The sequence below is a fragment of the Nonomuraea sp. C10 genome (assembly GCF_008017515.1).
Lineage (GTDB): Bacteria > Actinomycetota > Actinomycetes > Streptosporangiales > Streptosporangiaceae > Nonomuraea > Nonomuraea ferruginea.
Window position 1 is genome coordinate 656,352 of record NZ_VPFF01000001.1, and the last position, 21,639, is coordinate 677,990.

Consider the following 21,639-nt stretch of genomic DNA (forward strand, 5'->3'; position numbering starts at 1 on the left):
GGCCCTAGACCAGGCCGCGCCGCTCCAGCAGCGGGCCGATGCCCGGCTCGCGGCCGCGGAAGGCGCGGAAGGACGCCAGCGGGTCGACGCTGCCGCCCCGCGACAGCAGCTCCCGCCGGAAGTGGTCGCCGTTCGCCCGCTTGAGCCCGCCGTTCTCCTTGAACCACTCCACGCTCTCGGCGTCCAGCACCTCGCTCCAGATGTAGGAGTAGTAGCCGGCGCTGTAGCCGCCCGAGAAGATGTGCATGAAGTAGCTGGTCCGGTAGCGCGGCGGGACGGGCGGGAAGGCGATCCCGGCGGCCTCCAGCGCCGCCTGCTCGAACGCCTCGGCGTCGGGGACCTCCTGGCCCGGCGCCAGCCTGTGCCAGGCCCAGTCGAGCAGCGTGGCCGCGAGATACTCGACCGTCCTGAAGCCCTGGTTGAACCTCTCCGCCGCCTTCAGCTTCTCCACCAGCTCGGCCGGCATCGGCTCGCCGGTCTCGTGGTGTCGGGCGTAGCTGGCCAGGATCTCCGGCCAGGTCACCCACATCTCGTTGACCTGCGACGGATACTCCACGAAGTCGCGCGGCACGCTCGTGCCGGACACCCGGGGGAAGCGCACCGCGCTGAACAGCCCGTGCAGCGCGTGCCCGAACTCGTGGAAGGCCGTGTTGACCTCGTCGTACGACAGCAGCGTCGGCCCCTCGGCCGGCTTGGTGATGTTGAGGTTGTTCATCACCACCGGCTTCTCGCCGAACAGGAACGACTGGTCGACCAGGTTGTTCATCCACGCCCCGCCGCGCTTGCCCGGCCTGGCGTACGGGTCGAGCAGGAACAGGCCGAGGGCGGAGCCGTCCTCGTCGAACACCTCGAAGACCCGCACGTCCTCGTGGTAGCCCGACAGGTCGGGCCGCTCGGTGAAGGTCACCCCGTAGAGCCGCGTCGCCGCCTCGAACACCCCGTCGCGGAAGACCCGGCCCAGCTCGAAGTAGGGGCGCATGGCGTCGGCGTCGAAGTCGTAGCGGGCCCGCCGCACCTTCTCCGCGTAGTAGGACCAGTCCCACGGCTCGATCGGGAACCCGGCCTGCCCGGCCAGCGCCTCGGCCTCCGCCTTGGCGTTGCGCACGGCCGGGCCGACGAGCTGGCCCAGCATCTCCTCGACCGCCGCCACGGTCTTGGCCGTCTGGTCGGCGACCACGTACGAGGCGTGGTCGGGGAAGCCGAGCAGCGCGGCGCGCTCGGCGCGCAGGGTGGCCATGCGGACGGCGAGCCCGAAGTTGACCGGCGCGCGGCCGACGCTCAGCTCGAACAGCCTCCTGCGCACGTCGCGGTCGGTGAGCTGGGCCAGGGCGGGCTGGTTGGTGATGTTGAGCAGCGGCAGCACGTAGCGGCCGTCCTTCTCCAGCGACCTGATCGCGGCCTCGTCCAGCCCGTCGAGCTCCGCGGCGTCGTCGACCACCAGCGCCGACTCGGTCGACGCCTTCAGCAGGTTCTGCGAGAACTCGGTCGACAGCCTGGACAGCTCCTCGTTGAGCCCGCGCAGCCGCTCCTGCTCGGGCTCGGTCAGGTCGGCGCCGGCCCTGATGAAGTCCTCGCGGTACTTCTCCAGCAGCCACGCCTGCTCGGGGTCGTCCGTCGTCACCCGCTTGATGCGGGCCCACAGCGCCCGGTCGAGCCGGATCGCGTCACTGTGGCGGGTCAGCTCGGGGGAGACGCGCTTCTCGATCTCCATGAGGGTGTCGGAGGTGTTGGACGCGGCCACGCTGAAGAACACCGTGGCCGTGCGGTCGAGGATCCGGCCGGAGCGCTCCAGAGCGGCGATCGTGTTGTCGAACGTGGGCGGCTCGTCGCTGCCGGCGATCGCCTCCACCTCGGCCAGGTGCTCGGCCATCCCCCGCTCGAACGCGGGCAGGTAGTGCTCCTCGCGGATCTCGTCGAAGGGCGGCAGCCGGTAGGGCAGGCTGCTCGGGGCGAAGAACGGGTTCTCGGCCAACTCTGGGGCTCCTCCACGTGGGGTTCGTCCCCCTCAGCTTGGCACGCCTCCAAGGGAGTGGCGGATTCGTTTTGGCCTTACCCCCTCGGCTGGGCTATTCTTTCGGACATCGCCGAGCGCGCTCCGAAGGAGCTCGTGAGCGGTGGGGTATGGTGTAATTGGCAGCACGACTGATTCTGGTTCAGTTAGTCTAGGTTCGAGTCCTGGTACCCCAGCACGTGACGGATGTCTGATAAGGCATCCGTTTTCTTGTTTTATGGAAGAGTTTCGGATCCGGCACCGGGCTTTCGGCGCCTTCGTCGCTCCCTTCGGGCTCCCGCTCCTGCTGTTCCTCCCCGTCACTACCGCTCTGGGCGGCATCCTCGCCGGCGACGGGGGCCTGGGCCTGCTCATCGGGATCATCGCCACCGCCGCGCTCACCGGCGTGCTGGTGTCCAGATACCGCCGCATGGTCCGCGGCACCGTCGTCCGCTTCTCTGCCGAAGGCGTCGAGATGGCGGACACGTACGGCTTCCTGCTCCGGCTGCCGTGGGCCGGCATCGAGCGCGTCGACGTGGTCGAGAGCCGCATGGCCAGCCCGCGCCGCGTCGGCCGGCCCGGGGGCGTCCAGGTGCGCGCCGGGGCCATGCGGAGCGTCGGCCTGGTCGGCTGGGGCGAGCGCGAGGTGCCGCTGCGCGTCCCCGGCTGGATGCGCGCCCATCTGGCCCGGGTGCCGGTCGATCCGGACACCGGCCTGCAGTGGCTCGGCATCCCCCTGGGAGTGGTGGACCCGGCCTGGGAGAACGGGCGGATGGGGGAGTGGGTGCGCCACCACAGGCCCGATCTGCTGGCCTCATAGTGGTTTGGAGTGCTCCTCGGGGTGCGGTAGAGTTACGTCCGTTGCCGGGGAGGTCCCCGGCACACCGCTTGCGGACAGGGTCCCGTCGTCTAGTGGCCCAGGACGCCGCCCTCTCAAGGCGGTAGCGCCGGTTCGAATCCGGTCGGGACTACCACTGTCGCAAGCTCACGAAGGTCCCGTCGTCTAGTGGCCCAGGACGCCGCCCTCTCAAGGCGGTAGCGCCGGTTCGAATCCGGTCGGGACTACCACCTTTCATGAAGACCCGGTCTGCCGACCGGGTCTTTTCGCATTTCGGGGCATATGCCAGAAAACGCCGCCTGCCCTGTTGCTTGGGCAGGCGGCGTTTCCCGAAACGTCACTGACTGGCGGAGCGGGCCTTGAACAGCGCCCTTCGCGCCGCCTTGGCCACCTGCTTGTCGGGGTGGACCTGGGAGATCCGGTCCAGCAGCTCCTCGACGTGCGCGTGCGGGATCTTCCAGATCACCTCGAGCAGGTTGTTGATCATCTCCGGGTCGATGTCACGCAGGCTGCCCACGAACTCCGCCCGGCCCAGCCCGGCCGAGATCGTCCACATGTCGAGGATCAGCCAGTAGGTGTCGTCCTCCGTCGGCTGCGGCGCACCCTCCACCCCCAGCTGGCTCAGGTGGGTGGCCGCGTACGGGCGCAGCGACGGCTCCTTCAGCGCCGCCTGCCAGGCCGGGACCGCGTCGGCGCCGAGCGTGCCGACCACGCTGGCCGCCTGCACCCGGATCAGCGCGTCGGCCTCGTCCTCGGCCGCCGCCTGCAGCAGCTCCTCCGCCGCCTTGGCCGGCTCGCGCAGCCGCATCCACGCGGCCAGCTCGGCGTCGGCCTCCTCCTCGGGCAGCTCGGCGCTGAGCACCAGCAGCTCGTGGGCGCTCATCGACTCGATCGCCGGGCGGGCGTCGATCTCGATGTCGGAATCGTCCACCAGGTGGACGACGCCTTCGGTGCCGAGCGCGGTGAGCCTGAGCGTGTCGCCGTCGAGCTCGACCATGCCGTAGCCGGTCAACCAGTCGAGCACGGGCGCCAGCGGGTCGCCGGTCGCCGCCCAGGCGTCGCCGCCCAGCTCGTCGTTGTCGGCGACGGCCTCCGCCAGCTCCTCGCGGAGCTCTGGCAGCGCCCGCGAGCCGCCCCCGAGCAGCAGCCTGACGAGCAGGTTGCGGGTCAGGCCCGCCAGGGCCATGGCCAGGTCGTCGTCGGACGGCTCCGGGTCGCCGTAGTCGACCGAGTGGAGGCCGAGCATCCACGCGTCGAGCACGTCCTCGTCGTCGTCGAACGGCCACTCCGAGGTGTCGTCCTGCACCGCGACCGTGTTGCCCTCGCCCGGCTCCAGGAACTCCAGGTCGACGGCGAGGTTCCAGACGTTCCACAGCTGCGGGACGGACTCCGCCAGCGGGCCGGACGTCTCCGGCCTGGGCAGGCCGACGGTCGCCAGCGCCTCCTCGATCTCGGCGTCGCTGAGCAGCGTGTCGTCGCCCATGCGGCGGCCCGAGCCCACCCACAGGGCGAGGTCGCGGGCCTTGGCGATCAGCGGCACCCCCCGGGCGGCCGCGGCCAGCTCGGAGTCGGGGCGCAGCCGGATCGTCGGGAGAGCGGCGAGCTCGTCGGCGAACGGCTCCAGGTCGCCGAGGTCGCCGACGTCGTCATCGTCGTCCTCGTCCTCGTCGACGTCGTCGATGAGGTCCTCCATGAGCTCGACGAAGCGGTCCTCGACGTCGTCGAGCTCGGCCCGCAGATCGTCGAGGCCGTCGGAGCCCGCGGTCAGCCTGCCGGTCTGCGCGAGGAACGTCAGGTAGGCGTCGACGGCCGGCAGCATGCCGTCGGCCGCGGCGTCAGGATCATCCACGACCTCCGGCATGCGGTCCAGCAGCAGGTCGCGCAGGTCGGCGCGCTTCCACGTGCCGAGGTCCGGCGAGAAGGCGAGGCGGTGCCAGAGTGCGGCGGGCCCCACCAGCTCGGGGTCGCTGTCAGGCGCGTTGGTGCGCGCCCACAAGATGAACTCTTCGAGCAGGGGTCGCAGCTCAGTGGCGGCTACCTCGATGCGATCGGTCACGCACTCAGGCTAGTGCTCCCGCGAGACACTCGGCTCCCGAAATACGAAGGGGAAATGTGCTATAGGAACCGCTGGCGGCGGGCCGGTGGGCCGGTTTCCCGTTCGTCACGGCTTCGACCGATCACGAGGTGCGCCGCATCGCCTCGGTGATCCGCTCCGCCGCGGCCACCACCGGCACCGCGTGCAGCCGTCCGGGTGCCCTGGTCAGCCGCTCGATGGGGCCGGACACCGAGACGGACGCGATCACCTTGCCGCCGTTGCCCCTGATGGGCGCGGAGACGCTGGCCACCCCCTGCTCGCGCTCGCCCACGCTGTGGGCCCAGCCCCGCCGCCGCACCGACGCCAGCGTCGCGGCGGTGAACTTGGCGCCGCGCAGCCCCCGGTGCAGCCGGTCGGGCTCCTCCCAGGCCAGCAGGATCTGCGCCGCCGAGCCCGCCGTCATGGGCAGCGCCGAGCCGACGGGCACGGTGTCGCGCAGGCCGCTGGAGCGCTCGGCCGCGGCCACGCACACCCGCTCGTCGCCCTGGCGGCGGTAGAGTTGCGCGCTCTCGCCCGTGGTGTCGCGCAGCTGGGTCAGCACGGGCGACGCCACCGCCAGCAGCCGGTCCTCGCCGGCGGCGGTGGACAACTCCGAAAGGCGAGGGCCGAGCACGAACCGGCCCTGCGTGTCACGGCTCACGATGCGGTGGTGTTCGAGAGCGACGGCGAGCCGATGGGCCGTGGGGCGGGCCAGGCCGGTCGCCTGAACGAGCTGCGCCAGGGATGCCGGTCCGGCTTCGAGGGCGTTGAGCACCAGAACGGCCTTGTCCAGTACTCCGACTCCGCTAGAGTTGTCCATGCATCGATACTGCAGTCTCGCCATATGAGAAGGCAAGTCGGGGGCAGCCCCGCGAGGGAGCGGCGGTGCGACGAGGCATCGCAGGCAAACAGGAGGAGATCATGGGCCGCACACTGGCGGAGAAGGTCTGGGAGCAGCATGTGGTGCGCCGTGCCGACGGCGAGCCCGACCTGCTCTACATCGACCTTCACCTCATCCACGAGGTAACGAGCCCGCAGGCGTTCGACGGGCTCCGGCTCGCCGGCCGCAAGGTGCGAAGGCCCGAGCTCACGATCGCCACCGAGGACCACAACGTGCCGACCGTGCTCGGCCCGATCGCCGACCCGGTCTCCAAGACCCAGGTCGAGACCCTGCGCAAGAACGCCGCCGAGTTCGGCATCCGGCTGCACCCGATGGGCGACGCCGGGCAGGGCGTGGTCCACATCATCGGCCCGCAGTTCGGTCTCACCCAGCCGGGCATGACCATCGTCTGCGGCGACTCCCACACCTCCACCCACGGCGCCTTCGGCGGCATCGCGTTCGGCATCGGCACCAGCGAGGTCGAGCACGTCCTGGCCACCCAGACGCTGCCCGCCTACCGGCCGAAGACCATGGCCATCGAGGTCTCGGGCGAGCTGCCCGTCGGCGTCACGGCCAAGGACCTGATCCTGGCCATCATCGCCAAGATCGGCACCGGCGGCGGCCAGGGCCACATCATCGAGTACCGCGGCGAGGCCGTGCGCAAGCTCTCCATGGAGGGCCGCATGACCGTTTGCAACATGTCCATCGAGGCCGGCGCCCGCGCGGGCATGATCGCCCCGGACGAGACCACGTTCGCCTACCTCAAGGGCCGCCCGCACGCCCCCTCCGGTGAGGCGTGGGACCAGGCGGTGGCGTACTGGAAGACGCTCAAGACGGACGACGACGCCGTGTTCGACCAGGTCGTCGAGATCGACGCCACGACGCTCACCCCGTTCGTCACCTGGGGCACGAACCCCGGCCAGGGCCTGCCGCTCGGCGCGAGCGTGCCCGACCCGGAGAGCTTCGCCGACCCGGTGGCGCGGTCCGCGGCCGAGCGGGCGCTGGAGTACATGGCGCTGACCCCCGGCACGCGACTGCGTGACATCGAGGTCGACACCGTCTTCGTCGGCTCGTGCACCAACGGCCGCATCGAGGACCTGCGCTCGGCCGCCGAGATCCTGCGCGGACGCAAGGTCACCACCCGCATGCTGGTCGTGCCGGGCTCGATGATGGTCAAGAAGCAGGCCGAGCAGGAGGGCCTGCACGAGGTGTTCAAGGAGGCCGGCGCCGAGTGGCGCGAGGCCGGGTGCTCCATGTGCCTGGGCATGAACCCCGACACGCTCCAGCCCGGCGAGCGCAGCGCCTCCACCTCCAACCGCAACTTCGAGGGCCGCCAGGGCAAGGGTGGCCGCACCCACCTGGTGTCGCCGCAGGTCGCCGCCGCGACCGCGATCACCGGCCGCCTGACCGCGCCCGCCGACCTCTAGGAGACCCCGTACCGATGGACGCTTTCACCACGCACACCGGCAAGGCCGCGCCGCTGCGCCGCAGCAACGTCGACACCGACCAGATCATCCCGGCCGTCTGGCTCAAGCAGGTCAGCCGCACCGGGTTCGAGAAGGGCCTGTTCGCCGCCTGGCGCGAGGACCCGTCGTTCGTGCTCAACGACCCCGTCCACGCGGGCGCCTCGATCCTGGTCTCCGGTCCCGACTTCGGCACCGGCTCCTCGCGCGAGCACGCCGTCTGGGCGCTGCAGCAGTACGGCTTCCGCGTCGTCATCGCCGCCCGGTTCGGCGACATCTTCCGCAACAACTCCACCAAGATGGGCCTGCTGCCGGTCGTGCTGCCGGGCGAGCGGGTCGAGGACCTGCAGCGGGCGATCGAGGCGGACCCCGAGCTGCAGGTGACCGTCGACCTGGCCGAACGCCAGGTCCGCTGGGCCGGCGAGACCGTCGCGTTCGAGATCGACGACTACACCCGCTGGCGGCTGATGGAGGGCCTCGACGACATCGGGCTGACCCTGCGTCACGCCGACGACATCACCTCGTACGAGAATGGTCGGCAGCCATGGTTGCCGACCACCGTCTAGAAGACGACGAACTGGCGCGGCGGCTGCGCGAAGCGCACCGCCGCGTCCGCATGCTGCCCGCCGCAGACCGGGAGCGGCTGGGCCGCCGCTACCTCGCCATCTGCGATCTCGCCAAACGTGATCCGGGGCGGGCCGCCGCCCGCCTCGAAAGCCTGATGGCGCTGCTCGACACGCCACGCGATGCCGAAAACACGCATGGTGATTGAGTTCACCCGCGATCCCGCCTACTTTCGAGCGCGTACGGGGTTTCTACGCCGGACTCGTGAGCTGGAACCCCGAGCCGCAACTTGGGGGGAAAGAACTTTCATGAACAAGCGGGAGCTCGTCGACGCCATCGCGGACCGCGTGGGCGACAAGAGGACGGCCACCGAGGCCGTCAACGCGATCATCGACGCCGTCCAGAAGGCCGTGGCGAACGGTGACAAGGTCTCGATCACCGGCTTCGGCGCCTTCGAAATGGTGCACAAGCCCGCCCGCACGGCGAGGAACCCGTCGACCGGTGCCGAGATCAAGGTCGCGGAGAGCTGGGGGCCCAAGTTCCGGCCCGGCTCCGACTTCAAGGAGCTGGTGAACGAGGGCGGCAAGAAGGCCGCGAAGAAGAAGTAAGCGCTGACGGCGAAGGCCCGGGTCCCGCGATCGCGGCCCCGGGCTCTTTCATGGCAGCGGGAACGTCGACAGCGTGATGTAGGTGATCGCGCCGTCCGCCACCGCGATGTTGACCCGCTGCCCGGTGCGGAGCAGCCGGAGCGGGCCCGCGTCGAAGGCGCGCGTGGGGAAGGCCAGCACGGTCCCGTCGTCGAGGAAGACCGTGCCGGACCGGGTGCCGGTGTCGAAGCTGCGCACTGTGCCCTGCACGTGAACCAATCTAGAGGGTCAGCCCGAGCCCGGCCACAGCTCGGCCACCACCGCGGCGGTGTGCCGCCCCAGCCCCAGCGCCAGCGCCGCGCGCAGGTCGTCGGGCGTGTCCACGTCCCGCCTCAGCGAGTCGATGCCCTCCAGGCACAGCTCCTTCGCCCCGCCCGCCAGGTGCCTGGCCCGCGACTCCCCGCCGAACCGGGGCAGGAACGGCCGGCCGGGCCGTACCCCGTAGAAGGTGGTGCCGACGTCCAGCGCGTCGGGCACGAACGCCTGGTCGAACTCGGCGGCGGCGGCCAGCGCCGTGGCCAGCTCGGCCGGCCGCAGCGCCGGCAGGTCGGCCTGCAGCGCCCCCACCGCGTCACCGGGCGCCAGCCGCGCGGCGTGCGCGGCGCCGGTGCGCAGCGCGGTGTTCAGCCCCCGGTCGGGGTCCTCCACCACGTCGGCGCCCAGGGCCGCCAGCGGCCCCGCGGCGGCGGGGTCGGCCGTCACCACGATCACCCGCGCCACCGGCGGGCAGGCGAGCGCCGCCGTCACGGTGTCGCAGGCGACGGCGACGGCCAGCCGCGTCCGGTGCGGACCCGTGGCGGCGGCCAGCCGGGTCTTCGCCGCTACCAGGGTCTTCACCGGGATCACCAGTGACCAGCGCAAGCTCATAGGCTAAGCATCGCGCCTCGACATCCCGCGCGGCCAACCGGGACACTTGGGCGCATCCGTCGGTGCTGGAGGAGACCATGAGCCGCTTTACGCGTCCATCGCGTTTCTGGGAGACGCTGGCCGTCGTGATCGTGAAACCGCTCTCGACGCTCCTGGTCAAGCGCGACTGGCGCCGGGGCGACCGCATCCCCCGCACCGGAGGCATCATCATCGCGGCCAACCACCTGTCGTGGACCGATCCCGTGCTGCTGGCCCACTTCCTCTACAACAACGGCCGCTGGCCGATCGTCCTGGCCAAGTCCACCCTGTTCAAGGTGCCGTTCCTGGGTCACGCGGTGCGGTCGCTGCGCGCCATCCCGGTCAACCGCGGCAGCAGCGAGGCGGCCAGGTCGCTGGAGGCGTCGTCGGAGCGGCTCAGGGCCGGCGGGGCGATCCTGTTCTACCCCGAGGGCACCTGCACCCGCGATCCCGGGCTGTGGCCCATGGTGGGCAAGACCGGCGTCGCCAGGCTGGCCCTGGAGAGCGGCGCGAAGGTGATCCCGGTGGCCCACTGGGGAGCCCAGGAGCTGCTCCCGTACGGGGAGAAGAAGCCCAGGCTGTTCCCGCGCAAGACGTTCCGCGTCATGGTCGGCGAGCCGGTCGACCTGTCCGGATACGCGGGCCTGCCCCCGCACGCTCAGGTGCTGCGCGAGGCCACCGCCGACATCATGGCGGCGATCACCGCGCAGCTGGCAGAGCTCCGGGGCGAGAAGGCGCCGGAGACTCCCTACGACCCCGAAGGGCGGTGACGTGATGGCGAAGGTCGCGGTGTTCGGCACCGGGTCATGGGGCACCACGTTCGCGATGATCCTGGCCGAGGCGGGAAACCGGACCACCCTGTGGGGGCGCAGGCGCGAGGTGGTCGAGTCCATCGACCGCACCCACATGAACACCGACTACCTGCCGGGCATCGCGCTGCCCGCCTCGCTGCGCGCCACCACTGACGTGGCCGAGGCGCTCGACGGGGCCGAGTTCGTGGTGCTCGCCGTGCCCTCGCAGACGTTGCGGGCCAACCTGGACGCCTGGCGCCCGCACATCCCGCGCGACGCGGTCCTGGTCAGCCTGATGAAGGGCGTCGAGCTCGGCACCTCCAAGCGGATGAGCGAGGTGATCCGCGAGGTCGCCGGCGTCCCCGACGAGCAGGTGGCCGTCGTGTCCGGGCCCAACCTGGCCAAGGAGATCGCGCTGCGCCAGCCCGCCGCCGCCGTCGTCGCCTGCTCCGACGAGGGCGTCGCCGCCCGGCTGCAGAAGGCCTGCCACCTGCCGCCCTGGTTCCGCCCCTACACCAACACCGACGTGGTGGGCGTCGAGCTGGGCGGCGCCGTGAAGAACGTCATCGCGCTGGCCGTCGGCGTGGCCGCCGGCATGGGCATGGGCGCCAACGTCAGCGCCATGCTCATGACCAGGGGGCTGGCCGAGATCTCCCGCCTCGGGGCCGCGCTCGGCGCCGACCCGCACACCTTCGCCGGCCTGGCCGGCATGGGCGACCTGGTGGCCACCTGCATGTCGCCGCTGTCGCGCAACCGCACCTTCGGCGAGAACCTCGGCCGGGGCATGACCCTCGACGAGGTCATCGCCGCCACCCGCCAGACCGCCGAGGGCGTCAAGTCCTGCGAGTCCGTGCTGGGGCTGGCCAGGAAGCACGAAGTGGAGATGCCGATCACCGAGGTCGTGGTGGGCGTGGTGCACGACGGCATGTCCCCGACCGAGGCCGGGATGCTCCTGATGTCGCGTTCGCCCAAGCCCGAGCGTTACGGAGTCTGACCCGTTACCGCGTGCTCGGCTCGCTGTGACGGGAACGCGCCCGGTAGATTCGGACGACATGAGCAAGCCACGCGTCGCCGTCGTCTTCGGAGGTCGCAATTCTGAGCACGCCGTGTCCCTGATGGGGGCGGGGAGCGTGCTGGAGGCGATCGACACGAGCAAGTACGAGGTGGTCCCCATCGGGATCGCCCAAGACGGCAGATGGGTGCTGGCCGCCGGTGACCAGCGGTTCCAGATCGAGGGCGGCGAGCTGCCCTCCGTCGACACCTCCGGCGCGTCGCTCGCGCTGCCCACCGGCGGCACCGGCCTGGTCGCCTACGACCCGGGCAGCATCCCGGTCGAGCTGGGGTCGGTCGACGTGGTCTTCCCGGTGATGCACGGGCCGTTCGCCGAGGACGGCACGATCCAGGGCCTGCTGGAGATGGCCGGGGTCCGCTACGTCGGCTCCGGCGTGCTGGCCAGCGCCGTCGGCATGGACAAGGGCTACATGAAGGCCGTGCTGGCCGCCGCCGGCCTGCCGATCGGCCGCTACCTCGCCGTACGCGACCGCGACTGGCGGCTCGGCCGAGACCGGATCATGAAGGAGGCCGAGCAGCAGCTCGGCTGGCCGATGTTCGTCAAGCCCGCCAGGGCCGGGTCCTCGCAGGGCATCTCCAAGGCCCACGACAGGGCCGGGCTGGAGCGTGCCGTCGAGTTCGCCCGCGAGCACGACCCCAAGGTGCTCATCGAGGCGGCGGTCGGCGGCAGGGAGATCGAGTGCGCGGTGCTGCAGTCGCTCGGCGACGACCCGCCCGCCGCCTCCAGGCCCGGCGAGGTCAAGGTCGAGGGCGGGCAGGAGTTCTTCGACTTCGAGGCCAAGTACTACCCCGACCAGATGTCGCTGACCGTGCCCGCCGACATCCCCGCCGAGGTGGCCGAGGAGGTGCGTGCGCTGGCGGTGCGCGCGTTCGAGGCGCTGGAGTGCGAGGGGCTGGCCCGGGTCGACTTCTTCTACACGCCCGAGGGCGAGCTGGTGCTCAACGAGATCAACACCATGCCGGGCTTCACCTCGCTGTCGGTGGCGCCCCAGCTGTGGGCGGCGTCCGGGCTGTCCTACCCGGAGCTGGTCGACAGGCTCATCCAGCTCGCCCTGAACCGGTCACCCGGCCTGCGGTGAGACCTGCCCGATCGGGCCCGACAGCAGGGCCAGCACCTCGCCGGCCACGTGCGAGCCGCCGACCGCGACCTCCACGTAGAGCGGCGCGGCCACGGCCGTGAACAGGGTGGGCGTCTCCGGATCGGCGAACCAGCCCACCCCGTCGATCTCCTGGAGCTGGTCGGTTGGCGCCATCCTGGCCGGGCGCGGCACACCGCAGCGCAGCGCGATGGCGCCCTCGCCCCACACCGCGACGTACGGGGACTCGGGCATGGTCGCGGTGCGGCCGTCGCCGTCGAGGGTCTCGGGCAGCAGCCCGGCGAGGCGCTCGCAGGCGGCCACCGCCTCACCCTCCGGCACCGGCGGCTCCACCTGGACGGCGCCGCACCCGGCGAGCGCGAGAAGGACGAACAGGATGGAAGCCGCACGCATCGATGGGAACCTCAGATGTGGACGATCGGACACGTAAGAGTACGTGTGATGCCCTCCACCGCCTGAATCTGGGCCACCACCAGCTTGCCCAGCTCGTCGACGTTGCGGGCCTCGGCGCGGACGATCACGTCGTACGGTCCGGTCACGTCTTCCGCCTGAGTCACCCCGGGGATGCCGGAGATCTCGTGAGCCACTGCGGCGGCCTTGCCGACCTCGGTCTGAATAAGGATGTAGGCCTGCACCATTACGTCCTCCCAGGCGATTGGATCACGCCGAAGGGCCACCGTACCCTGTGTGCGTCAGGAGGTGCGTCATCACAGTCGGAGATCTCGGCGAGTTCGGTGTCATAGCACGTGTTTCGGGGCGGCTGCCCCAGGGCGAGACGGTGCTTCTCGGCCCGGGCGACGACGCCGCCATGGTGAGCGCGCCCGACGGGCGCGTGGTGGTCTCCACGGACGTCCTCATCGAGGGTAGACACTTCCGCCGCCACTGGTCCAGCGGCTACGACGTCGGACGCAAGGCCGCCGCCCAGAACCTCGCCGACGTGGCGGCCATGGGCGCGGTGCCCACGGCCATCGTGGTCGGGCTGGGCATCCCGGCCGGCCTTCCCGTCACGTGGCTGGACGCGCTGACGGACGGGTTCCGCGACGAGTGCGCGCTGGTGGGGGCGAGCGTGGCGGGCGGTGACATCACCCGGTGCGACCTGGTGGTGATCGGGGTGACGGTGCTCGGCGACCTTCAGGGCCGCCCGCCCGTGGAGCGTTCCGGCGCTCGGCCGGGGCACGTCGTCGCGGTCGCCGGCCGCCTCGGCTGGTCGGCCGCCGGTCTCGCCCTCCTCGAATCCGGCCGCGTCCCCCCGCCCGCGACCTCCGCCACGTACGAGGAACCCCAGAAGACAGAGGTCACCCCGGACGAGCCCGCATCCCCGCCCGACCCTTCCGCCCCCGGGGGAGCCATATCCGAGGGAGTCCGGAAGCCGTCCGACAGCCCGCGAGGGTCCGCCGCCGCCTCCGGGGGAGGCGCTCCGCTCGGGCCCTCCGTGTCCGGCGCGTACGGCGGGATCGCGGAGCCGGAGGGTGTGTACAGGGGAGGCTCCGGGCCGGAGGGCGCGCACCGGGAAAGCTCAGAGGCGGGGGACGTGTGCGGGGGAGGTTCGGAGGCAGAGGGCGCTCCGCACGGGGCCTCTGTCGTGCCCGCCCCGGGGGGCGGCGCGGGAGGCGGGGAAGCGCTTGGGGATCTGCTCGGGGAAGCTGTGGGGGCGCATCTGCGGCCGCGGCCTCCGTACTCGTGCGGCGTGGAGGCGGCACGGCTCGGGGCGAGCGCGATGATCGACGTGAGTGACGGGTTGCTGCAGGATCTGGGGCACGTCGCGGAGGCCGGCGGAGTGCGGATCGACCTGGACCCGGGGGCGTTCGCGGTGGCGGACGCCGTGGCGGCGGCGGCCGGGGAGCTGGGCGCCGATCCGCTCGACTGGGTGCTCACCGGCGGGGAGGACCACGCGCTGGCCGCGACCTTCCCTCCGGAGGTGTCGTTGCCGGCGTCATGGCGGGTCGTGGGCCGGGTGTCGGAGGGGGAGGGCGTGCACGTGCGGGGACGCGCGCCGGGCCGCGGCGGCTGGGATCACTTTCGGTGATCGACTGTCCCGATTTGAGTAATAATTTCCGGATTTGGGCTGTGACTATGGAGATTGATGGGACAAAGACGTAGCCGAGGTGTTATGAAGATTGGCGGCCAACCGTAACCGGCAGAAAGGGCTGTTATGGGCCGCCACGGGACAGGTGGATCCGAAGACGCGCACGATCGGGGGGACAGCGCCTTCTGGGGCCCTGACAACCAGCAGTCCGACAGCTTCTGGGGCAGAGGTGAGCAGCCGGAGCCTCCGGGCTGGCCTGCCCTGCCCGATCAGCCGGAAGTGACCGGTCAGTGGGCGCCGATGCCGAAGCAGGACACCCCGCCGCCGGCCGGGGGCTACCAGTCCGCGCCCTTCGAGACCACCGGCGCCTTCGCGGTGCCCCCGCGCCCCGGCGGTGACCAGGGGCACCCGCAGGACGAGCAGCCGTACGAGACCACCGGCGCGTTCGCCCCGCCGCCGTCCTGGGACGACGTCCCGGAGAGCACCCAGACCTTCGGCCGCCTGCCGGACCAGGACCACACGTCCGGACACGCCCCCGCCGACCCCCACAGCGCCTACCGCGCCCCCCAGAACGACCCGTTCGCCCCCGCCGACCCCCAGGGCGGGTTCCGCTCCGCGCAGGACGACCCGTTCGCGAATCCGCGCGGTGACTTCCGCTCTCCCCAGGACGACCCGTTCGGCCCCGGCGATCCGCAGGGCGGGTTCCGCTCCGCGGAGGGCGACCCGTTCAGGAATCCGCGCGGTGACTTCCGGTCCCCGCAGGATGATCCGTTCGGCCCCGGCGATCCCCAGGGCGGGTTCCGCTCCGCGCAGGGTGACCCGTTCGGCGCCGATCCGCAGGGCGGGCTCCGTGCGCAGGACGACCCGTTCGGGAATCCGCGCGGCGACTTCCAGGACGACCGGTTCGGCCGGGAGTCCGCCGGGGAGCAGGGCGACCCGTTCGGGCAGGAGGCGACGGGCCGGTTCGAGGCGCCCAGCCTCCCGCCCGAGCCCGGTGACGTCAAGGTGGCCGGCGAGCCCACCATGGTCGCCCGTACCCCGGCCTGGGCGGAGGCGGAGACCGGCTTCCTCGACTCGGGCTGGTCGGGCCAGGAGCCCGCCCAGGAGTCCCGCCGCGGACGCGGCCGGCGCAAGCAGCAGAAGGACCCCGACCGGCTCGACGCCCCGTCCGGCGGTGGCAGGGGGAAGCTGGCCCTGCTGTCCGTGGCCGCCGTGGTGGTCGTGCTGGGCGGCACGGTCGCGGGCGTCAAGATGATGAGCTCTCCAGGGGCCGAGGCGAGCTGCCCCGGCGGCAAGTGCGCCGCCGTGCAGGGCTCCAGCCAGCCGGGCCCGCAGGCGTCCGAGCCGGCGGTGGAGGAGGACTCCGAGCAGCTGGAGGAGGACGAGGCGACGCCGGAGGAGGACCCCACGGAGGAGGAGTCCCGGCCCGAGCCGACGCGGGCGAACACCCAGGCGCCCGCCCCGCGCCGCACCGCCACGCCCACGCCGAAGCCGACCAGGACCAAGTCCAAGGCGCCCGCCGAGGACCTGATCGACGAGCCGGCGGTGGAGATATCCGAGGAAGAGGTCACCCAGGAGCCGACCGACACGCCGCTCGACGTCGACAACGGCTCCATCCCGACCCAGGGCGTCCCCCAGCCGGAGGACACGCCGCCGTCCAGCGACACGGGGAGCTCGCGCCGGCCGCTGTCGGGCGGGGCGAGCTCGGTCAACGTCCAGTTCAACGTGGACCGGCAGCGGCTGACCGGCTACACGGCGACGATGAGCGTGACGAACGACTCCCGGAAGACGCTGAGCGTCTTCACCCTGTCCATGCCCGTCAAGGGCAAGGTCCTGGACGTGGAGGGCGCTGACTGGACGCAGGACGGCAACCTGCTGATCCTGGACATGACCACGCCGATCGCCACCGGCGCCACCGCCGACCTGACGATCTCGGCCACCGGCAAGGCGGGCGCGCCGAAGAGCTGCGGCCTCGTCGGCGGGGAGTGCGCCGTCGCCTGACCGGAGCGCGGCCGCTGCGTCGCTGGTCAAGTGGTTGGATGGGGGACATGACGGATTCAGCTTCCCCCATGAGTCCCGCACGCGTCCTCACCGTCGCCGGATCCGACTCCGGCGGCGGCGCGGGCATCCAGGCCGACCTGAAGACCATGCTGGCCCTCGGCGTGCACGGCATGAGCGTGATCGCGGCCGTGACCGCGCAGAACTCGATCGGCGTCCAGGGTTACTGGGAGCTGCCGCCCGAGGCGGTGCGGGCGCAGCTCGACTCGGTGCTGGGCGACATCGGCGCCCAGGCGGTCAAGACGGGCATGCTCGCCTCGCCGGCCCTGGTGGAGACCGTGGCCGAGGCGCTCGGCGCGTACGCGGCCCCGGTCGTGGTGGACCCCGTGGGGGTGTCGAAGCACGGCGACGCGCTGCTGGCGCCTGAGGCCGTGCAGACGGTACGGGCGCGGCTGATGCCGGTGGCGACCGTGGTGACCCCGAACCTGTGGGAGGTGGAGCAGCTCACCTCCGTCAAGGTCGAGGACGAGGACGACCTGCGCCGCGCCGCCGACGCCGTGCTCGCACTCGGGCCCAGGTGGGCGCTGATCAAGGGCGGCCACCTGCCGGGCGCCCCGGTGGACCTGCTGACGGACGGCGTCACCGAGCACCGGTTCACCGCCGAGCGTCACGACAACCGTCACACGCACGGCACCGGCTGCACGCTGGCCTCGGCGATCGCCTCGTACCTGGCTCTGGGCGAGGACGTGCCGGGCGCGGTCGGCAAGGCCAAGGAGTACGTCACGGGCGCGATCGCCCACGGCTTCCCGCTCGGCGCCGGCATCGGCCCCGTGGACCACGCCTGGCGCTGGCGCTGACCCGCCGGGCCCGTACGCGCGAAAGCCCGCCACTCGTGGAGAGGCGGGCGCGGTGAAAGCGAGAAGCCCGCTACCCCTCGCGGAGTGCGGGCTTCTTCGTCAGGTGTGGCTCAGCGGGTGACCTTGCCGGCTTTGATGCAGGAGGTGCACACGTTGAGCTTCTTCGGCGTCCCGCCGACGACGGCGCGGACCGTCTGGATGTTGGGGTTCCAGCGGCGGCGGGTGCGGCGGTGGGAGTGGGACACGTTGTTGCCGAAAGTCGGTCCCTTGCGGCAGACATCGCAGACGGAAGCCACGGTATCGCTCCTTAAAACAGTCGATGTAGCCCTGTCCGCTGATGCTGTGAGGGCGGAGGGCATGCCGGGACAACCGGCTAGCCAGGCAAGAATATCGGATCGCCACCAGTGCATGCGAACCGATCACTGGGACCGGGCGTGACGCGACGATATTCTCCTCTGTGTCGAAACTGTAGCACCGGGAGGTCGGGGCGTGCCCATGGACGTTCTCGATCCGCCCTCGGTGCGGCGGTGGGCGCGGCTGGCGGCCGACGCGCTGGGCAGGGCCAGGGCCGACATCGACGCGCTGAACGTGTTCCCGGTGGCCGACGGCGACACCGGCACCAATCTGCATCTCACGATGCTCTCGGCCGCCGAGGCGGTGGAGTCGCTGCCCGACGACGTGGACGCCGGCGTGATGTGGCAGACGCTCTCGTACGGGGCGCTCGTGGGCGCGCGCGGCAACTCCGGGGTGATCGTCAGCCAGGCGCTGCGCGGGCTGGCCGAGGTCCTGAAGGACGGCGCCGACCTGCGCGCGGCGCTGTCCAGGGCCGCCGACCTGGCGCGCGGGTGCGTGGCCAGGCCCGTCGAGGGCACCGTGCTGAGCGTCCTGACCGCGGCGGCCGCTGCGGTGCAGGAGGTGGAGAGCGGGCCGGCGGAGGTGGCGCGGCGGGCCGCCGAGGAGGCCCGCGCCGCGCTGCGCCGTACGCCCGACCAGCTCGACGTGCTGGCCCGCAGCGGCGTGGTCGACGCGGGCGGCGCGGGGCTGGCCATCGTGCTGGAGTCGCTGGCCGCGGCGATCACCGGCAGCCACCGCGAGCGCTACGACGTGCCCGCGCCGACGGCGAGGGTCGCGCCGATGACCGAGGTGGGCGCCGGCTACGAGGTGATGTACCTCCTCGACGCCGACGACGGCGCGGTCGGCAAGCTGCGCGAGGAGCTCGACGCGATGGGCGACTCGCTGGTCGTGGTCGGCGGCGACGGCCTGTGGAACGTGCACGTCCACGTCGGGGAGGCCGGGCCCGCCATCGAGGCGGCGCTGCGGGTGGGCAGGCCGCACCGCATCAGGGTCACCTACCTCGCCGAGCGCGTCGCCAGGGGCGTAGGCGACGGCAGGGGAGTGGTGGCCGTGGCGGCGGGCGAGGGCATCGCGAAGCTGTTCGAGGAGTGCGGCGCGGTCGTGGTGCGGCGCGAGCCGGGCGGCCGGCCCGCGCTGCCCGCGATGCTCGCCGCGATCCGGCAGGCGGGCCGCGAGGTCGTGGTGCTGCCCAACGACGAGGACGCCGGCGCGGTGGCCGTGGCTGCGGCGGAGATCGCCCGCGAGGACGGCGTGGTGGTGACCGTGCTGCCCACCAGGGCGACCGTGCAGGGGCTGGCGGCGCTGGCCGTGCACGACCCGCTGCGGCGCTACGACGACGACGTGGTGGCCATGACGGGCGCGGCCGGCCACACCCGCTACGGCCATCTCGCTGTCGCCGACCGCGAGGGGGTCACCAGCGCGGGCCTGTGCCACCCCGGCGACGTCCTGGGGCTGATCGACGGCGACGTGGCGGTGATCGGGCGGACGCTGGAGGAGGTCGCCGCGCTGGTGGTCGACCGGATGCTGGCGGGCGGCGGCGAGCTGGTGACGCTGGTGACCGGGGCCGGCGCGCCGGCCGGGCTCGCCGACGGCGTGGCCGCTCACCTGCGGCGCGCCAGGCCCGACGCGGACCTCGTCGTCTACGGCGGCGAGCAGGGCGGTTACCCGCTTCTCATCGGTGTCGAGTGATTCCTGTCGGCCGTACGCGGTAGAACTAGGTGCCGTGAGCCGTTTCGACGAGCCTCTGACGAAGGCGCTCGACCCGAAGACCGCCAAGCTGCTGGGCGGCGTGCTCGGCCTGGAGACCGTGGGCGACCTGCTGCGCCACTATCCTCGCCGCTACGCCGAGCGCGGCGAGCTGACCTCGCTCGACGCGCTGTCGGTCGACGAGCACGTCACCGTGGTCGGTGAGGTGACCCGGCTGATGCGCAAGCCGATGCGCAACCGCGGCGGCACGTGGCTGGAGGTCGAGGTCGTCGACGGCACCGGCAACAAGATCTACCTGTCGTTCTTCGGCAAGGGCTCCCACGCCGCGGAGTCGCGGCTCAAGGCGGGGCGGCGCGGCATGTTCGCCGGCAAGGTCGGCCTGTTCGGCGCCCGCGCGAAACCGCGCTGGCAGCTCGCCCACCCGGAGTTCGAGCTGTTCGAGGAGGGTGAGGCGAGCGCCGAGGAGTTCGCCGCCGCACCCGTGCCGATCTATCCGGCGGGCAAGGACATCACGCCCTGGGCGATCAGGCGGGCCGTCGGCGTGGTCCTCGACACGCTGGGCCCGCTGGACGATCCGCTGCCCGGCGAGCTGCGCGCCCGCCACCGCCTCACCGGCCTGGCCGACGCGCTGGAGGCGATCCACCGGCCGAAGGACCTCGCCGACGTGCAGCGGGCGCGCAAGCGGCTGAAGTTCGACGAGGCGTTCGTGCTGCAGTCCGTGCTGCTGCAGCGCCGGCAGGCGGCCGTCGCCTGGCCCGCCAGGCCCCGGCCGCGCCGCGACGACGGCATGCTGGCCGCCTTCGACGGGCGGCTGCCGTTCGCGCTCACGGAGGGGCAGGCCCAGGTCGGCGAGGAGATCGCCGACGACCTGGCCGCCGCGCACCCGATGCACCGGCTGCTGCAGGGCGAGGTCGGCGCGGGCAAGACCGTCGTGGCGCTGCGGGCCATGCTGCAGGTGGTCGACGCGGGCGGACAGGCGGTGCTGCTCGCCCCCACCGAGGTGCTCGCCCAGCAGCACCACCGCTCGATCACCTCGATGCTGGGCGACCTGGCGCAGGGCGGCATGTTCGGCGGCACCGCCGTCACCCTGCTGACCGGCTCCATGGGCGCCCAGGCCCGCCGGGCGGCCCTGCTCGACGCGGCCTCCGGCACGGCCGGCGTGATCGTCGGCACCCACGCCCTGCTGCAGGAGCACGTCCAGTTCGCCGACCTGGGCCTCGTGGTGGTCGACGAGCAACACCGCTTCGGCGTCGAGCAGCGCGACGCGCTGCGCGAGAAGGCGGGTGAGGCGCGCCCGCACGTGCTGGTGATGACCGCCACCCCGATCCCGCGCACGGTCGCCATGACGGTCTTCGGCGACCTGGAGGTGTCCACGCTCTCGCAGCTCCCCTCGGGCCGCGCGCCGATCACCACCCACGTGGTGCCCGCCGCGCAGAAGCCCCACTACCTGGAGCGCACGTGGGAGCGGGTCCGCGAGGAGGTCGCGCTCGGCAGGCAGGCCTACATCGTCTGCCCGCGCATCGGCGACCTCGAAGGCGACGAGGGCGACCTGGCGGCCCAGGAGACCCCGGCGGCCGACGACGAGCGCCGCCCGCCGCTCGCGGTGCTCGACGTGGCCGAGCTGCTCGGCCAGGGGCCGTTCCACGACCTGCGGCTGGGCGTCCTGCACGGCAAGCTCCCGCCGGAGGAGAAGGACGCGGTCATGCGCGCCTTCACCCGCGGCGAGCTCGACATCCTGGTCGCGACCACGGTCATCGAGGTCGGCGTGGACGTGCCCAACTCCTCCGTCATGATCATCATGGACGCCGACCGGTTCGGCGTCTCCCAGCTCCACCAGCTCCGCGGCCGCGTCGGCCGGGGCGGCCTGCCGGGCCTCTGCCTGCTGGTCACCGACTTCGCCGACGGCACCCCCGCCCGCGCCCGCCTCGACGCGGTCGCCTCGACACTCGACGGGTTCGAGCTCTCCCGGGTCGACCTGGAGCAGCGCCGTGAAGGCGACGTCCTGGGCGCCGCCCAGTCGGGCAAGCGCTCGTCCCTGAAGCTGCTGCAGCTCCTGAGGGACGAGGACGTCATCGCCGCGGCCCGCGAGGAGTCCGCCGCCCTCCTCGCCGAGGACCCGGAGCTGGCCTCCCACCCCGCGCTGAGGGCCGAGATCGACAGGCTCCTGGAAGACGAGAAGGCCGAATACCTGGAGAAAACCTGACCGGGCGGCGTCAAGGCGCCGCGCGCCGGAGAAGGACGAAGTAAGAAACGGACCCAGCCGCGGGGACGGCCTCCCCCCGAATGCCGTCCCCGGCTGGGCCCATCCCTCGGGTCAGGTGCCGAGGGTACCGACGTGCGGAAGGGCTCACGATCACGCCGGTCGGCCTCCTCTGGGTCACCTCGAAGGCCGCAGAA

Annotated in this window: 21 protein-coding genes and 3 tRNA genes; 16 read left to right on the top strand and 8 right to left on the bottom strand. The window is 72.2% G+C overall.

Annotated features, from left to right (window positions below; genetic code table 11):
• Nucleotides 1-4: 4 nt before the first annotated feature.
• The gene (locus tag FR742_RS03055) at nt 5-1,972 is read right to left on the bottom strand and encodes a M3 family metallopeptidase (protein ID WP_148029501.1); all 1,968 of its coding nucleotides are present in this window, start codon (nt 1,970-1,972) and stop codon (nt 5-7) included.
• A 143-nt stretch (nt 1,973-2,115) separates the two neighbouring features.
• On the opposite strand from FR742_RS03055, the gene FR742_RS03060 reads away from it, so the two are divergent.
• From FR742_RS03060 to FR742_RS03075, 4 genes are all read left to right on the top strand, one after another.
• Nucleotides 2,116-2,187, top strand: a tRNA-Gln gene (locus FR742_RS03060).
• 41 nt (nt 2,188-2,228) lie between these two features.
• The gene (locus FR742_RS03065; RefSeq protein WP_148029502.1) at nt 2,229-2,810 is read left to right on the top strand and encodes a hypothetical protein; all 582 of its coding nucleotides are present in this window, start codon (nt 2,229-2,231) and stop codon (nt 2,808-2,810) included.
• A gap of 78 nt (nt 2,811-2,888) precedes the next feature.
• Nucleotides 2,889-2,964 (top strand) — tRNA-Glu (locus FR742_RS03070).
• An 18-nt stretch (nt 2,965-2,982) separates the two neighbouring features.
• Nucleotides 2,983-3,058, top strand: a tRNA-Glu gene (locus FR742_RS03075).
• Between the two features lie 107 nt (nt 3,059-3,165).
• Here FR742_RS03075 and FR742_RS03080 read toward each other — a convergent pair.
• Together FR742_RS03080 and FR742_RS03085 are read right to left on the bottom strand one after the other, a co-directional pair.
• Entirely contained in the window at nt 3,166-4,884 is a 1,719-nt protein-coding gene (locus tag FR742_RS03080) for a hypothetical protein (protein WP_148029503.1), read from the bottom strand.
• 121 nt (nt 4,885-5,005) lie between these two features.
• Nucleotides 5,006-5,722: an IclR family transcriptional regulator gene (locus FR742_RS03085; RefSeq protein WP_148029504.1), complete on the bottom strand. Its 717-nt coding sequence runs from the start codon at nt 5,720-5,722 to the stop codon at nt 5,006-5,008.
• A gap of 101 nt (nt 5,723-5,823) precedes the next feature.
• On the opposite strand from FR742_RS03085, the gene leuC reads away from it, so the two are divergent.
• The 4 genes from leuC to FR742_RS03105 all read left to right on the top strand — a co-directional run bounded on the left by leuC (nt 5,824) and on the right by FR742_RS03105 (nt 8,417).
• Nucleotides 5,824-7,209, top strand: coding sequence for a 3-isopropylmalate dehydratase large subunit (gene leuC, locus FR742_RS03090; RefSeq protein WP_148034312.1), 1,386 nt, complete (start codon nt 5,824-5,826; stop codon nt 7,207-7,209).
• A 14-nt stretch (nt 7,210-7,223) separates the two neighbouring features.
• Entirely contained in the window at nt 7,224-7,811 is a 588-nt protein-coding gene (gene leuD / locus FR742_RS03095) for a 3-isopropylmalate dehydratase small subunit (RefSeq protein WP_148029505.1), read from the top strand.
• Nucleotides 7,790-8,017 carry a hypothetical protein gene (locus FR742_RS03100; protein WP_148029506.1) on the top strand — a complete coding sequence of 76 codons (228 nt, stop codon included), beginning with the start codon at nt 7,790-7,792 and terminating at the stop codon, nt 8,015-8,017. The genes leuD and FR742_RS03100 overlap by 22 nt, the downstream gene beginning before the upstream one ends.
• A gap of 100 nt (nt 8,018-8,117) precedes the next feature.
• On the top strand, nt 8,118-8,417 hold the full coding sequence (locus FR742_RS03105) for an HU family DNA-binding protein (protein ID WP_148029507.1): 300 nt from the start codon (nt 8,118-8,120) through the stop codon (nt 8,415-8,417).
• Between the two features lie 48 nt (nt 8,418-8,465).
• Here the strand turns inward: FR742_RS03105 and FR742_RS03110 are convergent, their stop codons facing one another.
• Both FR742_RS03110 and cofC read right to left on the bottom strand, forming a co-directional pair.
• Entirely contained in the window at nt 8,466-8,666 is a 201-nt protein-coding gene (locus FR742_RS03110) for a hypothetical protein (RefSeq protein ID WP_148029508.1), read from the bottom strand.
• An 18-nt stretch (nt 8,667-8,684) separates the two neighbouring features.
• Nucleotides 8,685-9,323 carry a 2-phospho-L-lactate guanylyltransferase gene (gene cofC, locus FR742_RS03115; protein WP_148029509.1) on the bottom strand — a complete coding sequence of 213 codons (639 nt, stop codon included), beginning with the start codon at nt 9,321-9,323 and terminating at the stop codon, nt 8,685-8,687.
• 77 nt (nt 9,324-9,400) lie between these two features.
• Here cofC and FR742_RS03120 point away from each other — a divergent pair, with 77 nt between their 5' ends.
• The 3 genes from FR742_RS03120 to FR742_RS03130 are packed head-to-tail and all read left to right on the top strand — an operon-like array spanning nt 9,401 to nt 12,282.
• Nucleotides 9,401-10,111 (top strand): 1-acyl-sn-glycerol-3-phosphate acyltransferase, encoded by a 711-nt coding sequence (locus tag FR742_RS03120; RefSeq protein ID WP_148029510.1) that lies wholly within the window; start codon nt 9,401-9,403, stop codon nt 10,109-10,111.
• A gap of 4 nt (nt 10,112-10,115) precedes the next feature.
• A complete protein-coding gene (locus tag FR742_RS03125) occupies nt 10,116-11,126 on the top strand; it encodes an NAD(P)H-dependent glycerol-3-phosphate dehydrogenase (RefSeq protein ID WP_148029511.1) in 1,011 nt (336 codons plus the stop codon).
• Between the two features lie 58 nt (nt 11,127-11,184).
• The gene (locus FR742_RS03130) at nt 11,185-12,282 is read left to right on the top strand and encodes a D-alanine--D-alanine ligase family protein (RefSeq protein ID WP_148029512.1); all 1,098 of its coding nucleotides are present in this window, start codon (nt 11,185-11,187) and stop codon (nt 12,280-12,282) included.
• Here FR742_RS03130 and FR742_RS03135 read toward each other — a convergent pair.
• Together FR742_RS03135 and FR742_RS03140 are read right to left on the bottom strand one after the other, a co-directional pair.
• Nucleotides 12,265-12,693, bottom strand: a complete 429-nt coding sequence (locus FR742_RS03135) for a DUF3515 family protein (RefSeq protein ID WP_148029513.1) — start codon at nt 12,691-12,693, stop codon at nt 12,265-12,267. The genes FR742_RS03130 and FR742_RS03135 overlap by 18 nt on opposite strands.
• A gap of 11 nt (nt 12,694-12,704) precedes the next feature.
• Complete coding sequence (locus tag FR742_RS03140) at nt 12,705-12,938, bottom strand: Lrp/AsnC family transcriptional regulator (RefSeq protein WP_138708324.1); 234 nt, start codon at nt 12,936-12,938, stop codon at nt 12,705-12,707.
• Nucleotides 12,939-13,078: 140 nt separating this feature from the next.
• Here FR742_RS03140 and FR742_RS45555 point away from each other — a divergent pair, with 140 nt between their 5' ends.
• The 3 genes from FR742_RS45555 to thiD all read left to right on the top strand — a co-directional run bounded on the left by FR742_RS45555 (nt 13,079) and on the right by thiD (nt 17,181).
• Nucleotides 13,079-14,326: a thiamine-monophosphate kinase gene (locus tag FR742_RS45555; protein ID WP_261808330.1), complete on the top strand. Its 1,248-nt coding sequence runs from the start codon at nt 13,079-13,081 to the stop codon at nt 14,324-14,326.
• A 300-nt stretch (nt 14,327-14,626) separates the two neighbouring features.
• Nucleotides 14,627-16,327, top strand: a complete 1,701-nt coding sequence (locus tag FR742_RS03150) for a cellulose binding domain-containing protein (protein ID WP_148029515.1) — start codon at nt 14,627-14,629, stop codon at nt 16,325-16,327.
• 68 nt (nt 16,328-16,395) lie between these two features.
• Complete coding sequence (thiD, locus tag FR742_RS03155) at nt 16,396-17,181, top strand: bifunctional hydroxymethylpyrimidine kinase/phosphomethylpyrimidine kinase (RefSeq protein WP_148029516.1); 786 nt, start codon at nt 16,396-16,398, stop codon at nt 17,179-17,181.
• A 110-nt stretch (nt 17,182-17,291) separates the two neighbouring features.
• Here the strand turns inward: thiD and rpmB are convergent, their stop codons facing one another.
• The gene (gene rpmB, locus FR742_RS03160) at nt 17,292-17,477 is read right to left on the bottom strand and encodes a 50S ribosomal protein L28 (RefSeq protein WP_043618345.1); all 186 of its coding nucleotides are present in this window, start codon (nt 17,475-17,477) and stop codon (nt 17,292-17,294) included.
• A 199-nt stretch (nt 17,478-17,676) separates the two neighbouring features.
• On the opposite strand from rpmB, the gene FR742_RS03165 reads away from it, so the two are divergent.
• Both FR742_RS03165 and recG read left to right on the top strand, forming a co-directional pair.
• Entirely contained in the window at nt 17,677-19,224 is a 1,548-nt protein-coding gene (locus tag FR742_RS03165) for a DAK2 domain-containing protein (protein WP_148029517.1), read from the top strand.
• Between the two features lie 34 nt (nt 19,225-19,258).
• Nucleotides 19,259-21,445 carry an ATP-dependent DNA helicase RecG gene (gene recG / locus FR742_RS03170; RefSeq protein ID WP_148029518.1) on the top strand — a complete coding sequence of 729 codons (2,187 nt, stop codon included), beginning with the start codon at nt 19,259-19,261 and terminating at the stop codon, nt 21,443-21,445.
• The last annotated feature ends 194 nt before the right edge of the window (nt 21,446-21,639 follow it).

Coding starts and splice junctions, on each gene's coding strand:
- FR742_RS03065 (WP_148029502.1), top strand. CDS start 2,229: ATGGAAGAGTTTCGGATCCGGCACCGGGCTTTCGGCGCCTTCGTCGCT.
- FR742_RS03085 (WP_148029504.1), bottom strand. CDS start 5,722: ATGGACAACTCTAGCGGAGTCGGAGTACTGGACAAGGCCGTTCTGGTG.
- leuC (WP_148034312.1), top strand. CDS start 5,824: ATGGGCCGCACACTGGCGGAGAAGGTCTGGGAGCAGCATGTGGTGCGC.
- leuD (WP_148029505.1), top strand. CDS start 7,224: ATGGACGCTTTCACCACGCACACCGGCAAGGCCGCGCCGCTGCGCCGC.
- FR742_RS03100 (WP_148029506.1), top strand. CDS start 7,790: ATGGTTGCCGACCACCGTCTAGAAGACGACGAACTGGCGCGGCGGCTG.
- FR742_RS03105 (WP_148029507.1), top strand. CDS start 8,118: ATGAACAAGCGGGAGCTCGTCGACGCCATCGCGGACCGCGTGGGCGAC.
- cofC (WP_148029509.1), bottom strand. CDS start 9,323: ATGAGCTTGCGCTGGTCACTGGTGATCCCGGTGAAGACCCTGGTAGCG.
- FR742_RS03120 (WP_148029510.1), top strand. CDS start 9,401: ATGAGCCGCTTTACGCGTCCATCGCGTTTCTGGGAGACGCTGGCCGTC.
- FR742_RS03125 (WP_148029511.1), top strand. CDS start 10,116: ATGGCGAAGGTCGCGGTGTTCGGCACCGGGTCATGGGGCACCACGTTC.
- FR742_RS03130 (WP_148029512.1), top strand. CDS start 11,185: ATGAGCAAGCCACGCGTCGCCGTCGTCTTCGGAGGTCGCAATTCTGAG.
- FR742_RS03135 (WP_148029513.1), bottom strand. CDS start 12,693: ATGCGTGCGGCTTCCATCCTGTTCGTCCTTCTCGCGCTCGCCGGGTGC.
- FR742_RS03140 (WP_138708324.1), bottom strand. CDS start 12,938: ATGGTGCAGGCCTACATCCTTATTCAGACCGAGGTCGGCAAGGCCGCC.
- FR742_RS03150 (WP_148029515.1), top strand. CDS start 14,627: ATGCCGAAGCAGGACACCCCGCCGCCGGCCGGGGGCTACCAGTCCGCG.
- thiD (WP_148029516.1), top strand. CDS start 16,396: ATGAGTCCCGCACGCGTCCTCACCGTCGCCGGATCCGACTCCGGCGGC.
- FR742_RS03165 (WP_148029517.1), top strand. CDS start 17,677: ATGGACGTTCTCGATCCGCCCTCGGTGCGGCGGTGGGCGCGGCTGGCG.